The following is a 13,894-nucleotide window of genomic DNA, read 5'->3' as shown; positions in this document are numbered from 1 at the left end:
ATTTATCTTCCCCCATATTTAACTATTTTAAATTCACTTAGCTCTTCATCATGAAATAATTCCACTACTTTTCCCTGTTTTCGCAGTTCCTCACTTTTCTTTATAGCTTGTACTACATCTTTGTTACCATAAAAAAAATTATAAATGTCTCTATTTTTCTCCATTATCTCATTATTATCTATATTTTTTATCACTACTAAATCAACATCAATTGAAAACCCTATTGCTGGCAGATCAGTGCCATAAGATTTTATTAATTTATTATATCTACCACCCGCTAATATACTATCTCCAATGTCTTCCCCATACCCCCTAAAAATTATTCCTGTATAATAATTAAGTTTAGGTACCATCCCTAAATCAAAGGTTATATTTTCTTTATATCCTAGTTCTTCTAATTGAATATATAACTCTTCTAAATAACTTATACTTTTTAAAAGTGCATTATTAAAGGCTAATTTTTTTCCTTCTTCAAGCACTTTTCTATCACCAAACATCCAAGGTAATTTATTGAAAAATTTTCTATACTCTTCTTTTATATCTAGTCTTTTTAGAAAGTCTTCTAAATTTTTTAAATTTTTTCCTTCTATCAATTTAGCTATCTTTTCTTTATTCTCCTTACTGATATTTAAATCGTTAAATGCAGAATTAAAAAATTCTATATTACCTATTTCTAATTTAAAATTCTTTAGCCCTAATTTTTTTAATGACTCTAATGCTAACACCAATATTTCTAAATCCTTATCAATACCATTAATCCCCACTAACTCAATACCACAATCAGTATATTCATTTCTTCTACCACCTAAACTCTCATGAACTCTAAAAACATTTGATATATATCTAATTCTTATAGGTAAAGCTTCACCTTTTAATTTAGTAGAAACTAATCTTGCTATTGGTATTGTCATATCTGGTCTTAAAACAAGTATTCTTCCCTTATTATCAAAAAACTTATACATCTCTTCTTCTTTTAAGCTTTCTGGATAATAATTAAATGTTTCATAAAATTCTAATGTTGGTGTTATTACTTCTCTGTATCCCCAATTACTAAATAAATCATCTATGTTTTTTTCTAGGTGCCTTTTTATTTCACATTCATTTAAGACAAGATCTCTTGTCCCTTCTGGAAGCATATTTCTTTTATTCATTACTCCACCCCACTTATTGCTTTTACTTTAACGCGTTAAATCGATATTGTAATTAATAATACTGTATATTTTTGTTAATGTCAATATTAACCATAGATTTTATTAACATTTATTTTATCATATTAACTATAATTTGTTAATTCGATATTTTTATTGTTTTATAATTAATATATTAATAATATATTTTCAATAACCGTAAGTAGGATGGAATATTTATTGAATAAAAAATATTTTAATTAATATAATAATTAATCTATCAATATTAATATAGGAGATGTTTGTATGAATATTTTTATTTTAATTTGTAATATTTGTATACCACTAATAATGATTTGGATAGGGATACTATATAGATATAATTCATCTAAAAAGATAAATAAAACTTTGGATTTAATTGCACCTATAGCAATGTTATTTTCAGGTATTTCTCATGACAAGAAATGTTCTAATAATAAAAATATATTAATATCAGTTAATAAAAAGTGTAGTTTAATATGGAGTATTTCTGGATTTTCTACATTATTTATTTGTTTGATATTATTAATATTAAATAAATCTGATATTAATAATATAAGTATTATATTATTAGAGATTGAATGTTTTATTTTTGTAATTATATATTTGACTGTAGAACATTTATTAAAAACTAAATTTTATAAAAAAAATTAATCAGCGAGCTTAATAATAGACCATTTAATTGGTTCTGGTGCAAAGATTATTGAAAGACAGAACTATTAAATTTACTGTTAAATTATTTTCATGAGATGGATATGATGCATGTGAATTTTTATTGCGTGAGTATTTACTGATAGAAATGCGTAATCAAAAATTATTTAAACCAGATTATTTTACAGAAATTATTCAAAAAAAGAATTAATATTTAAATTATTGGTGCTATTAAATAATTATTTATTTTTTCAATTTAAGCGGTCTCCGAATTGACAAATTTTAATCTTGGATCTATGTCAATATAGTAGACATAGATCCATATATTTTAGTATAAGTACCCAGTTACATTAAAAATTTTCTTATAATAATTAAAGTAAAGATTCCCATCTACGAGCTTCATACTATAATATAAATTTATTTTTAAAGCCCACATTCATCAATTTTTTGTATTGCTTCTTTATCTAATCTATGAATTATCCACTCATTCATTTGCTTAGCACCTATGCTTTCATAAAAGTTAAGAGATGATTCATTCCAATCTAAACAAACCCACTCCATTCTCTCACATTTTTCTTCCTTAGCTATATGTACTAGAGTTTCAAATGCTTCTTTTCCAATGCCGTTTCCTCTATATTCAGGATCTATGTAAATATCCTCTAAATATAATCCTGCTCTTCCTATAAATGTTGAAAAATTAAAGAAGTATATTATATACCCTATAACTTTATTATTAAATTCTATAATCAAAGCATGTGCCCTGTTATTTTCAAAAATTGATTCTCTAAGTGTTTCTTCAGTAGCAACAACTTCATCTAGCATCTTTTCATATACTGCTATTTTTTTAATAAATTCTAATATAGCCGGTATATCTTCTTCTGTGGTTTTCTTAAATTTAAGCCCTTTTATTTTTGTTTCTATATATCCCATATTTTACCCCCCTAATAAATTCATATTTATTTTATTATACCAAAAATAAACATCTAAAGGATACGCCTCCAGATGTTTTTAAGTTAATCATATTTAAATATTTGTTGATAAAAACAGAACCAAATATTAATAAATAATAACCTCCATTTCATCAATAGCTTTTCTTACAAGTTCATTTATATTTAGTCTCTTTTCTTCTTCTCTTATTGAATCAACTCTTGGTTTTGTTTTTGGATGTTTAGGCACAAAAATAGTGCAACAATCTTCATAAGGTAATATTGATGTTTCATATGTTTCAATCTTTCTTGCTATATCCATTATATCTGTTTTATCCATAGCTATTAATGGTCTAAAAACAGGTCTATCTGCACAATCATTACTTACTATAAGACCTTCCATTGTTTGACTTGCAACTTGACCTATACTTTCTCCAGATGTTACTGATTGAATTCCTTTTTCCTCTGCTATTTTACAAGCAACTCTCATCATAAATCTTCTCATTATTATAGTAAGTTCATCTTCTCTACACTTCTCTAAAATTTCCATTTGTATTTCAGTAAATGGAACAACATATAAATTTATCTTTTCAGTATATGAAGCTAAGATTTTTGCTAGCTCTTTAACCTTATCTTTAGCTCTTTCTGATGTATATGGATGACTATGATAGTAAACACAATTTAATTCTACACCTCTTTTAGCCATAAGATACCCTGCTACAGGTGAATCTATTCCTCCTGATAGCATAAGTATCGTGCTTCCATTCATACCATATGGTAGTCCTGCTACTCCTTTTTTAATGTCTGTATTAGACCATACATATGCATTTTTATTTCTTATTTCAACATTTATTAAAATATCTGGAGTTTTTACATCTACACTTATTTCTTTATCACAATTATTTAATATATAAGCTCCTATATCCCTTGATATATATGTTGAATTTTCACCAAAATTTTTATTAGCCCTATTAGTGTTTACTTTGAATGTTTTTCCTTTAGCTTCATTAAGTTTTTCAAGTCCTGCTTTTTTTATACAATTCATATCCATCTCTACTACATCTACTAATGCTACTTCAGATATGCCAAAAACATTACTTAATCTCTTAATACTCTCATCAATTTTATCAGTTTTTATAAAATACCTGCCACTATCTTGTATAAATTCTATTTTTATTCCTTCTAGTTTTTTTCCTATATTATCTCTTAATCTCTTTTCAAATTTATTTCTATTTAGTCCTTTTAAAAATATTTCTGGTGCATATTTAACTAAAATTAATTTTTCCATTATCTCTTCATTCTCCTTAAAAATTTAAGACCTTTTTCTAAGACTTCTATCACATAATCTACTTCCTCTTCAGTATTATCATAAGAAAATGAAAATCTAACACCGCCTAAAATTTCATCTTTAGTTAAATTCAGAGCTTTTAAAACATAGCTCCCACTATTTATCCTACCTTTAGAAGAACATGCCGATCCTGTGGATACATATATATTTTCTTCTTCTAAAAAATGCAATAAAACCTCTCCTCTAACTCCTTTAAATGATATATTTAGTATGTACGGTGAGAAATCATCATTCAATAAACTGTTAATTTTAATATCTTTAAACAATTCTAATTTTTCAATAAATCTTTGTTTTATTTTGTAGACTTTATTATAGTTACTATTCAAATTATCATTTACTATTTTAGCCGCTACTGACATCCCCATAATTCCTGATATGTTTTGAGTGCCTGCTCTAGCTCCAAATTCTTGTTCACCACCTTCAATTAACGGATTTAATATATTTGACTTTTTAATATACATAAACCCACAACCTTTTGGACCATAAAATTTGTGACTACTAGCAGTTAAAAAGTCTATATTCATTTCTTTTACATCTAACTTAAGTTTCCCATAACTTTGAACTGCATCCACATGAAATTTAGCTCTACTGCTATTTTCTTTTATTAGCTCACCTATTTGTTTTAAATCTTGTATTACCCCAACTTCATTATTAACATGCATTATTGATACAAGTGCAGTTTCTTTAGTTATAGAATTTTTAAGATCATTTAAATCTACTTTTCCATTACTATCTATTTTTAAATATGTTATCTCAATTCCATTGCTTTCCAAATTCTTTATTGTATTTGCAATTGAACTATGCTCAAATGGTGTTGTTATAAAATGAGCGCCTTTTTTTAATATACCTTTAATTACTTGATTATTTCCTTCGCTTGCACCAGAGTTAAAATATATTTCATTTTCATTTGCATTTATTGTCTTTGCTAAAACTTCTCTACATTCTTTAAGCTTTCTTTCACTTTTCAACCCTAATCGATGAAGAGAAGAAGGATTACCATAATACTCTTTCATTCCATAAGTGACTTCTTCTATAACTTCATTTAAAGGTTTAGTAGTTGCACTATTATCAAAATAAACTTCCATTATTTTTTCGTCCTTTCATTAAATATATGGCTTATTAATCATTAGATTTTTTTATTGTATTTTAAGAATATTTAAAATAACGCTTGTTCATGAGAAGCTTTATTAAATAAATAGTATACATAATATTCTTAGATCAAAACTTTCTCTCAATAAGTAATCATTGTTTTATACTAATTATTATTTTACACTACAATACTAAAATTGTCTCAAAATAAGCCTAATCTTTTTTTATATTTTGTACTAATCTTTTTAATTTATTAGTTTTATAAAAGCTTTTGTAAAACTTACTTCACCACATTTTAGATTAAAGTTTCTAATTTTATATTTCGCCACACTTTTTAATCTTAAATTTTTTTATTTCTTAATAATAAAAGGTTATGTTTTAGCAGCCTGTTGATATATGTATAAGCAAAGTGAATTTAGTAATTGAACTTAGGAATACTAAAAATTAATATATCAACACATATTTAAAACACAGCCTAATAAAAAAATCGCTAAATTTAAATTATTAATAATTTAAATTTAGCGATTTTAATTAAACTTGTCTTTGTTATATATAAGAATTTAACATTTAGTATAGTATGCAACCCCCATACTGCCTGGACCTACATGTAATCCTATTATAGGGCCTATATATTGAATAGTAACAGGTATATCTAATTTTTCTTCTAGTCTTTTAGCAAGTTCTAATCCTTCACTTTCACAATTAATATGATGAACTATAACTTCGCCTAAACCTTTTTCTTTAACATTCTTTATAACTTCATTTACTATTGTATCAACTGCTTTTTTCTTTGTTCTTACTTTATCAAATACTGTAGTTTCCCCATTCTCTACTGTTAAAATAGGTCTTATTTGAAGTATTGTTCCAAGTAAAGCAGAAGCTCCGCCTATTCTTCCACCTTTTTTTAAATACTTTAGTGTATCTGGTACAAATAAAAATCTACTATTTTCTTTTACTTGTATTGCTGCTTTAACAACTTCATTTATACTATTTCCAAATTTAGCACTTCTTGCAGCCTCCAACACTTGATATCCCATCTGCATACAATTAGTTGTTGAATCTATTAGCTCTATTTTTGCATCAGGATATTCTTCTAAAATCATTTCACGAACTAAATTAGAACTTGAATATGTTCCACTCATCTTTGATGATAAAAATATTCCTACAACATCATGTCCATTAACTACTTTTTCCTTAAATATTTTAAAAAGTTCATCAATACTTGGTTGTGATGAAGTTGGAATTTCATTGCTTTTTTCCATCTCTTCATAGAATTCTTTGTTATTTAAATCAATTTCTTTATAACTTTTTCCATTTAAAATAACATTCAATGAAGCAATTGAAATATCATATTCTTCAAGTAATTTTTGTGGAATACAACTAGTACTGTCTGTTACTATCTTTACTGCCATGGTTATCCCCCTAATATATGTAATTTTTATAACTACAATTATATCATATTTATTAGTTATTTCCCTATATTATCGGTTTCTAATCTATATTTTTACACATTAAGAAAAAGACGTAGTAATATATAATGTTCGTATATTACTACGCCTTCTTCTTGTTAATAAATTAGATTTATTTATACTAAATTATTTATATTTAGTAACATTTTAATAAATCTTATTAAAATGTTACCTTATAAGCCCCTTTTAGTTAATCACATAACTTTTTAAATTTATTCCATTGCTACAAATTCTATTTTTTCAACATGTTGTATTCCTGACAAACCATTTAAAAGTGTTTTTATATCTCCTATTAATGTAGACATATCAATTGTAACACTTATATTTGCTATTCCATTTATAGGTATACCTTGATTTATAGTTAGTATGTTACCACCTTGTTCTGAAATATAATTTATTATTCCAGATAAAACCCCTGTTTGATCTTTAACTATTAAATTGAAAGTCACTTTTTTGCCTTGAGAAGTCTCTGCAAAATCAAATATATAATCTTTATATTTATAATATACACTTCTACTTATCCCTGCTATTTTCGTAGCTTCAGTAATTTCTTTGACCTTGCCATCTTTCAATAGCTTTTGAGCAAAAACAACTTTTTCATAAACATCCGGTAAAACTCTTTTGTCTATAACTAAGTAATTTCCTTTCATCGACAATCTCCTTTTATTACAAATGCCCCCTTGTTATCTGCTTGTAATTCTAAAACTCCCCATTTAATACTATGATCTTCTAAATATTGCTTAATATTATTGCTAAAGCCATTAGCCCCATTATCGATTATAGACATAATAGTTGGTCCTGCACCACTCAAATAGCACCCTAATGCTCCAAGCTCATAACATTTATTATAAACGTCATCAAAGTGAGGTATCAACTCTTTTCTATAATTTTGATGAAGTGCATCATTACAAGCACTTCTTATTAAATCATATCTATCAGTAGCAAAGCAAGAAATCATAAGTGCTGCTCTCCCAATATTATAAATTCCATCTTGTCTTGAAATTTGTTTTGGAAGAACTTTTCTTGCTTCTTCAGTAGATAATCTGAAATCAGGTATTATAGTTATAAATTTAACTTTATCTTTAATTTCTATTTTATTATATACAGTCTTATTATTTTCAATTATTGCAACAACTATTCCCCCAAATAGAGCTGGTGCAACATTATCCGGATGACCTTCTATTTCAACAGCCATTTCTAATAGTTCATCCTTTGAAAATTTCCCCCCTAAAATTTCATTAGCTCCAACTAATCCCCCAATTATGCAGCTAGAGCTACTTCCAAGTCCTCTTGATATAGGTATATCTTGCTTTAATATAGATATTTCAAGCCCATTGATTACATAACCTGCCTTATTAAAGCAATACTTCATAGCTTTATATATTATATTATCTTCATTACAAAATTCTTCTGGTATCCCATTAAAATTTAATCCATCATTTATTTCTCTAAAGGCAAATTCATTATATAATTCTACTGCCATTCCTATTGAATCAAATCCTGGTCCCATATTTGCTGACGTAGCTGGCACTCTAACTTTAATCATAATTTATCCTTCAATTCCAAGATAAGAAAGTAATGCTTTTTTCATCTCAGACTTATCCCAAACTTCATCATGAAGAATTTCATATTCCGATAAATTAACCAAACTATATGGTATATTGTTTTTTGTAATTTCAGATAACTTCTTTAATACCTCAAAATCATCAATTTCATCATTTGAAATATTTAGTGCTTTACAAATACTTCTTGGGAATTTAAATGGACTAGCAGTTGATGCTATCAACACTTCTTTAGTATCATTAGTTTCTGCTTGATATTTATTTTTAACAACATAACCAACAGCCGTATGAGTATCCATTAAGTAATTATCTTTTTCATAAACTTCTTTTATTGCATTAGATACTTCTTCTGTTGTAGCATATTCTCCATAAAACTCTTTCATAAATTTTTTCATGTCATCATTTATTTCGTATACGCCATTTTCATTCAATGAATTCATAAGATTATTTATAACTTCTGAATTTCGTCCACTTGCCTCGAATAACAATCTCTCAAGATTAGATGATACTAAAATATCCATTGATGGTGATTCCGTTAATACAAGTTCACGTCTCTTATCATAAATACCGCTTTTAAAGAAATCTGTTAAAACTTTATTTTCATTTGAAGCACAAATAAATTTATCTATAGGAAGTCCCATTTGTTTCGCGTAGTATGATGCTAATATGTTTCCAAAGTTCCCTGTTGGAACTACTACATTAATTTTTTCATCTTGTTTTATAACCCCTTTTTTCACCAAGTTGAAATACCCATAAAAATAATATACTATTTGTGGAACTAATCTCCCTATATTTATAGAATTTGCAGATGATAAAGCAAATCCTTTCTTTAATAAGTTATCTTTAAAATCATTATCTCCAAATATTTGTTTTACAGATTTTTGTGCATCATCAAAATTTCCATTTATGCCGATAACTTTAACATTATTGCCTTGTTGAGTTATCATTTGTCTTTCTTGTATAGCACTTACACCTTTCTTAGGATAATATACCACTACTTTAAATCCATCAACATTTTTAAATCCTTCTAAGGCTGCTTTTCCTGTGTCTCCTGATGTCGCTGCTAATATTACTATATCTTCCTCTTTATTGCAAATCTTTTTTGCTCTTTTCATTATCTGTGGAAGAAATAGTAATGCTGCATCCTTAAATGCACAAGTTGGACCATGATATAATTCTAAAAAGTTATTATGTACCTTAACTTCAAACCTATTATTATATGATTCATTAATTGCGTTCTTTAAATCTTCATCATCAATATCAGTAAAATATTCATTAATAATTTCAAATGCTAATTCTTCATAACTAAATTCCTTTTTATTCTTTAATGATGAATATACACTAGGAAAACTTTCAGGTACATAAAGTCCTCCATCTTTAGAAATTCCATTTATTATTGCCATTGCAGAGGATACCCCATATTCCACTCCTCTAGTACTTATAAATTCCATTCAATCACCCCAATTTCTTTATCTAATTATATATGCCTTTTCTTAATATATATATATTATCATGTCCTTATACAGAAAACAAGTGTTTTTATTTTAAATACAAATAAGCATAACTATTCTCAGATAGAAATGCTTATTGGCATTAATTGTATTCCCTTATTTTCAACTTTGCAACAAGGTCTTTCAGGTACTATTATCCCATTATCTTTTAAACATTCTAAAAGCGAATCACAATAATTTAAAAGATCTTCATAAAACTTTTCTGTACCTGTTTTTCTTAAAAAATTTATACATCCTGATCCACAGCATGTTTTTACTACCTTGCCAATTACTTTACATTCACAATTTATTTTATCAAAGATATTATAATCGTTATTCATAAAATTGTTTTTATTAACAGTTAAAACAGTAGTACAATCCCCTGTGGTCATAATTAAATCCTCAGTATTATTTAAAGTCAGTGTTCCTTTTAAGTTATTTAATAATTTTAAGAGAACTGAAAAATTTATAAATTTATATTTTTCTTTATCTAATAATGGATCTAATTTGTCACACCCTATAGCACTTAATAAAGCAATTAAAGTTTCTACATAAGACACAATTGATTGATTAGTTATTTGTCCTGTAATTTCTACTAATTCTCCTGATTCAACTTCATCGTTTAATATATTAATAGCATTTCTAGAATGCAATATTTCCCCTTTATTAAAAAAATTATTAAGATTTCCATTAAGAACAAATGTTGTATATGTCCTACGTATTTCTTCTTCTAACCTTACGTTTCCTGTACCATTAAAATCTTTCCATACTTGATTATGCTGTTCTGCATTTACCAAATTGCCTTTATTTTCATCTCTATATCCTTCTCTTTCGTTTTTTCCTTCAGTTTCCTGTTGAAAAGAACCACTCCTACTATCAAAATGAACTCCTTCAGAAACTTTTGCATCTCTAATTCTTTTTTGAATTCTTGTATCTATATAACCTGATAAAACTAAAGAAGATAAATTTCTAACTAAGTTTTCATCTAAATATATAAGTATATCAAAAGGATTATTCATATATTCTCTCCTTATAAAAAAATCACTAAGCGACTGTAGAGCGTTTATTTTTTTACGCATCTGCCTTTTTAAATTCATTTGAAAAAATCTAGCAGGCGACTGTATTCTCTATTTTTATTATCTATAAATTATTTATATGATTTCTATTAACATATTATTTCTCCTAAAATCTTAAATAAATCATATATATTTATTAAATTAATACATAGTATAATCATTATATACTTATGATATAATAGTTATTATATTAATTTTAAGTTGTGGTGTTTTTATGCGTATTATAAAAAAAATTTTTAAATTTTCATTAATAATTATATTAATTTTAAGTATTAGCTTAGGAATAATCTTTAGAAAAAAAATTCAATTAACTTATACTATTGTTAAAGATGTAATTTCTTTAAAAGATAATTTTTCGTTAAATAAAGAATTTGAATTCTCACCGACTAATGATGTAGATTATAAAGATATAATCTATAAAGATACTAATAATGTACAATTAAAATTAGATATTTATAAACCTTTGAAAAATATCTATAAGAGTTCTCCTGTAATTCTATATGTACATGGTGGAAGTTGGGTATATGGTGATAAGAGCATTCCTCAATTTATCACTCCAATACTAGATATATTTAGAAATAATGGATTTACTATAATAAGTACAGAATACGAACTTATGCGTTCGCATGAAAATTTCGAAAAACAAATATGTGATATAAAAGATACTTTAAGATGGATTTACAAAAATAGCGAAGACTATAATATGAATCCAAACCAAATTGGAATTATAGGTATGTCATCTGGTGCTCATTTATCATTGATGAGTGCATATACTTCAAATGATGATTTTACTGATGATGTAGATTTAGCTAAGTATCCTTCAAAAGTGAAATATGTCATTGATTTTTTCGGTCCTACAGATCTTAATTTGTTAGATACATCTGATTTGAATTGGGACTTAACAAATATTTTTAATTCTATAAATGATAGAAGCTCTATAGCCTCTGAATTTAACCCTATTAATTATATTAATTCTAACATTCCAGATACTTTGATAATTCATAGTAAGAGTGATTCCCTTGTTCCTTATGAAAGTTCTTTAGACTTATATAATAAATGTGTTGAGGAAAAAGCATCTGCTCAATTAGTACCTTTAGAAGCTACTTCACATGATATGTCAAACATATTTACACAAGATATAATCGATCTAACCAAAGAAGTATTAAAGTTTATAGTAAAAAAATCTCCATTATATTAATTAATATAATGGAGATTTTAATTTTAGGATATGTGTTGATATATGCAATGGGGAAAGTGGCATATATCAACACATGATTATAGCATTGCTCCTTTATCAATAGATATATCTTTTTAAAATTGTTCCTTATGCCCACATACTTTTCTTTCATAGTTAAAACTACTCTATCATAGTGCTTCTTATTTCTTATTTCCATATAAAAAGTCCTCTTCTAAACAATAGGTTTTAATATATTCTTTCTTTAAAAGAGGGTTTTATTCACATTTAATATTCATATGATTTAATGTTTTCAGATAATACAACTTTTAATTTATCATTTTCTATAACTTTTTTATATGAACATATAAATTCATTTAATTCATTATCACTTAAATCTATCTTTTGAAGACTTATTAACCTCATTTGATCTTCTTCTATTAATGCTGTTAGATTATTTTTCTCATTACTTATTGTGTATTCAGATACTGTTTTCACTTTAATTCTGCTCTTATATTTTTCTTGAAATCCCATGGTTTTTCTAATAGACTCATAACCATTTGGCATTTTATTTAAATTTATACCTGCCATTTTTAGTTGTTCTTCAATCATAGAAGAGTCTATTCCATATCTCTCTAAGAATTTCTTCTGTATATTTAATAACTTATCTTGTGAAATGTTATTTTCTCCCATATATGTCATGATATTTTTAGAAAAATCTTGCATTGTTAAATTTCCAGCAGCTAATTCATAATACATAGAATAAATATAACTTTCAAATTTATCTACATCTTTATCCTTAGCTTTATTTTTCAACTCATTAAAATCTATAATTTTGTCATCCATATATACTCCTCCTTATTTATCATTATATACTAATACACTTATTTATATATTAACAAATCTATTTATTAGTGTAAATTTTTAAATTTATAAATTATTTTACAATATACACTATATAAATTCTATGGTAAGTATTATAATATATCTCATAAAAATACTTAAAATATAATTTTTAGGAGGATATAATTACTTATGATTATTTCACAATTTCTAAATTCATTTGATGGGACTAAGCTTTATGTAAGAAAAAGCTTAGTTGATAATGCTAAAGCAGTGCTTATTATAGCTCATGGCTTAACCGAACATTGTAATCGTTATGAACATTTGATTAAAAATTTAAATATGGATGGTTTTAGTACTTATCTTTTTGATCATAGAGGACATGGAAAATCTCATGGTACAAGAGGTCATTGTAATAACTTTGATGAAATAATTCAAGATATAAATTTTATGGTAGATATAGCAAAAAAAGAAAATAAACATCTACCAATATTTTTAATTGGACATGATTTAGGGGGATTAGCTATAGCAGAATTTGCAATAAACTATCCCAATAAAGCTAGTGGACTTATTATGTCTAGCGCTTTAACAAATAATACTAATGATACTTATATTGCAAATGATGTAGAAAAACTAATTTGTAGTGATAAAAATGTAGTAAATAATTATATTAAAGATTCTTTAATATTAAAAGAAGTCTCAGATAGCTTATATACTGAAATTCAAAAAGCTCTTAAATCTTTAAATAAAGATTTACATAAATTTGAATTTCCAGTATTAATTCTTCACGGAAAAGAAGACAAGCTTGTTTCATGTAAAGATTCAGAGAAATTCTATAATGCAATAAAATCATCTGATAAAACAATTAAAATTTATGATGGTTTATATCATGAAATTCTTAACGAACCTGAACGTGATTATGTGATTGATGATATTAGCCAATGGATAAAATCACATTTATAACATATCAATATTCATTAAACATATATCCACATAAAAAAACATTATAATTATTGGCTATGTTTTAAAACAGTGTTGATATATGCAATAGGTGAAGTGGCATTGTAAATGGACTTTTAGAACCCTTAATGAGTATTGTT

Annotated in this window: 13 protein-coding genes; 3 read left to right on the top strand and 10 right to left on the bottom strand. The window is 26.0% G+C overall.

The annotated features are described in order from the left end of the window. Positions 1 to 2: 2 nt before the first annotated feature. Entirely contained in the window at positions 3 to 1,151 is a 1,149-nt protein-coding gene (gene hisZ, locus RGC78_RS09220; protein ID WP_309556533.1) for an ATP phosphoribosyltransferase regulatory subunit, read from the bottom strand. 282 nt (positions 1,152 to 1,433) lie between these two features. On the opposite strand from hisZ, the gene RGC78_RS09215 reads away from it, so the two are divergent. Then, positions 1,434 to 1,820, top strand: coding sequence for a hypothetical protein (locus RGC78_RS09215; protein WP_252213799.1), 387 nt, complete (start codon positions 1,434 to 1,436; stop codon positions 1,818 to 1,820). A gap of 420 nt (positions 1,821 to 2,240) precedes the next feature. Here the strand turns inward: RGC78_RS09215 and RGC78_RS09210 are convergent, their stop codons facing one another. From RGC78_RS09210 to RGC78_RS09175, 8 genes are all read right to left on the bottom strand, one after another. Then, positions 2,241 to 2,747: a GNAT family N-acetyltransferase gene (locus tag RGC78_RS09210; protein WP_252213801.1), complete on the bottom strand. Its 507-nt coding sequence runs from the start codon at positions 2,745 to 2,747 to the stop codon at positions 2,241 to 2,243. A 126-nt stretch (positions 2,748 to 2,873) separates the two neighbouring features. Then, the gene (thiI, locus tag RGC78_RS09205) at positions 2,874 to 4,031 is read right to left on the bottom strand and encodes a tRNA uracil 4-sulfurtransferase ThiI (protein ID WP_252213803.1); all 1,158 of its coding nucleotides are present in this window, start codon (positions 4,029 to 4,031) and stop codon (positions 2,874 to 2,876) included. Further along, entirely contained in the window at positions 4,031 to 5,176 is a 1,146-nt protein-coding gene (locus tag RGC78_RS09200; protein ID WP_252213805.1) for a cysteine desulfurase family protein, read from the bottom strand. Before RGC78_RS09200 ends, thiI begins: the two co-directional genes overlap by 1 nt. 564 nt (positions 5,177 to 5,740) lie before the next feature. After that, positions 5,741 to 6,592: a DegV family protein gene (locus RGC78_RS09195; protein ID WP_252213807.1), complete on the bottom strand. Its 852-nt coding sequence runs from the start codon at positions 6,590 to 6,592 to the stop codon at positions 5,741 to 5,743. 269 nt (positions 6,593 to 6,861) lie between these two features. After that, entirely contained in the window at positions 6,862 to 7,299 is a 438-nt protein-coding gene (locus RGC78_RS09190) for an ACT domain-containing protein (RefSeq protein WP_252213809.1), read from the bottom strand. Continuing rightward, the gene (gene thrB / locus RGC78_RS09185; RefSeq protein ID WP_252213811.1) at positions 7,296 to 8,195 is read right to left on the bottom strand and encodes a homoserine kinase; all 900 of its coding nucleotides are present in this window, start codon (positions 8,193 to 8,195) and stop codon (positions 7,296 to 7,298) included. Before thrB ends, RGC78_RS09190 begins: the two co-directional genes overlap by 4 nt. Before the next feature lie 3 nt (positions 8,196 to 8,198). After that, the gene (gene thrC / locus RGC78_RS09180) at positions 8,199 to 9,662 is read right to left on the bottom strand and encodes a threonine synthase (RefSeq protein WP_252213813.1); all 1,464 of its coding nucleotides are present in this window, start codon (positions 9,660 to 9,662) and stop codon (positions 8,199 to 8,201) included. A 119-nt stretch (positions 9,663 to 9,781) separates the two neighbouring features. Further along, on the bottom strand, positions 9,782 to 10,720 hold the full coding sequence (locus RGC78_RS09175; RefSeq protein ID WP_252213815.1) for a DUF6414 family protein: 939 nt from the start codon (positions 10,718 to 10,720) through the stop codon (positions 9,782 to 9,784). Positions 10,721 to 10,991: 271 nt separating this feature from the next. Here RGC78_RS09175 and RGC78_RS09170 point away from each other — a divergent pair, with 271 nt between their 5' ends. Beyond that, positions 10,992 to 11,975: an alpha/beta hydrolase fold domain-containing protein gene (locus tag RGC78_RS09170; RefSeq protein WP_309556532.1), complete on the top strand. Its 984-nt coding sequence runs from the start codon at positions 10,992 to 10,994 to the stop codon at positions 11,973 to 11,975. Positions 11,976 to 12,239: 264 nt separating this feature from the next. Here the strand turns inward: RGC78_RS09170 and RGC78_RS09165 are convergent, their stop codons facing one another. Beyond that, on the bottom strand, positions 12,240 to 12,797 hold the full coding sequence (locus tag RGC78_RS09165) for a DUF3867 domain-containing protein (protein ID WP_252213819.1): 558 nt from the start codon (positions 12,795 to 12,797) through the stop codon (positions 12,240 to 12,242). A gap of 189 nt (positions 12,798 to 12,986) precedes the next feature. Here RGC78_RS09165 and RGC78_RS09160 point away from each other — a divergent pair, with 189 nt between their 5' ends. Then, complete coding sequence (locus RGC78_RS09160) at positions 12,987 to 13,757, top strand: alpha/beta hydrolase (RefSeq protein WP_252213821.1); 771 nt, start codon at positions 12,987 to 12,989, stop codon at positions 13,755 to 13,757. The last annotated feature ends 137 nt before the right edge of the window (positions 13,758 to 13,894 follow it).

It is taken from the genome of Clostridium aquiflavi (assembly GCF_031344075.1).
GTDB lineage: Bacteria > Bacillota > Clostridia > Clostridiales > Clostridiaceae > Clostridium > Clostridium aquiflavi.
Note: the sequence above shows the minus strand (reverse complement) of the source record. Positions and strands in the feature narration are given on the sequence as shown.

Bases quoted from the DNA above. Each gene is read 5' to 3' on its own strand.
- hisZ (WP_309556533.1), bottom strand. From the start codon at position 1,151: ATGAATAAAAGAAATATGCTTCCAGAAGGGACAAGAGATCTTGTCTTA.
- RGC78_RS09215 (WP_252213799.1), top strand. From the start codon at position 1,434: ATGAATATTTTTATTTTAATTTGTAATATTTGTATACCACTAATAATG.
- RGC78_RS09210 (WP_252213801.1), bottom strand. From the start codon at position 2,747: ATGGGATATATAGAAACAAAAATAAAAGGGCTTAAATTTAAGAAAACC.
- thiI (WP_252213803.1), bottom strand. From the start codon at position 4,031: ATGGAAAAATTAATTTTAGTTAAATATGCACCAGAAATATTTTTAAAA.
- RGC78_RS09200 (WP_252213805.1), bottom strand. From the start codon at position 5,176: ATGGAAGTTTATTTTGATAATAGTGCAACTACTAAACCTTTAAATGAA.
- RGC78_RS09195 (WP_252213807.1), bottom strand. From the start codon at position 6,592: ATGGCAGTAAAGATAGTAACAGACAGTACTAGTTGTATTCCACAAAAA.
- RGC78_RS09190 (WP_252213809.1), bottom strand. From the start codon at position 7,299: ATGAAAGGAAATTACTTAGTTATAGACAAAAGAGTTTTACCGGATGTT.
- thrB (WP_252213811.1), bottom strand. From the start codon at position 8,195: ATGATTAAAGTTAGAGTGCCAGCTACGTCAGCAAATATGGGACCAGGA.
- thrC (WP_252213813.1), bottom strand. From the start codon at position 9,662: ATGGAATTTATAAGTACTAGAGGAGTGGAATATGGGGTATCCTCTGCA.
- RGC78_RS09175 (WP_252213815.1), bottom strand. From the start codon at position 10,720: ATGAATAATCCTTTTGATATACTTATATATTTAGATGAAAACTTAGTT.
- RGC78_RS09170 (WP_309556532.1), top strand. From the start codon at position 10,992: ATGCGTATTATAAAAAAAATTTTTAAATTTTCATTAATAATTATATTA.
- RGC78_RS09165 (WP_252213819.1), bottom strand. From the start codon at position 12,797: ATGGATGACAAAATTATAGATTTTAATGAGTTGAAAAATAAAGCTAAG.
- RGC78_RS09160 (WP_252213821.1), top strand. From the start codon at position 12,987: ATGATTATTTCACAATTTCTAAATTCATTTGATGGGACTAAGCTTTAT.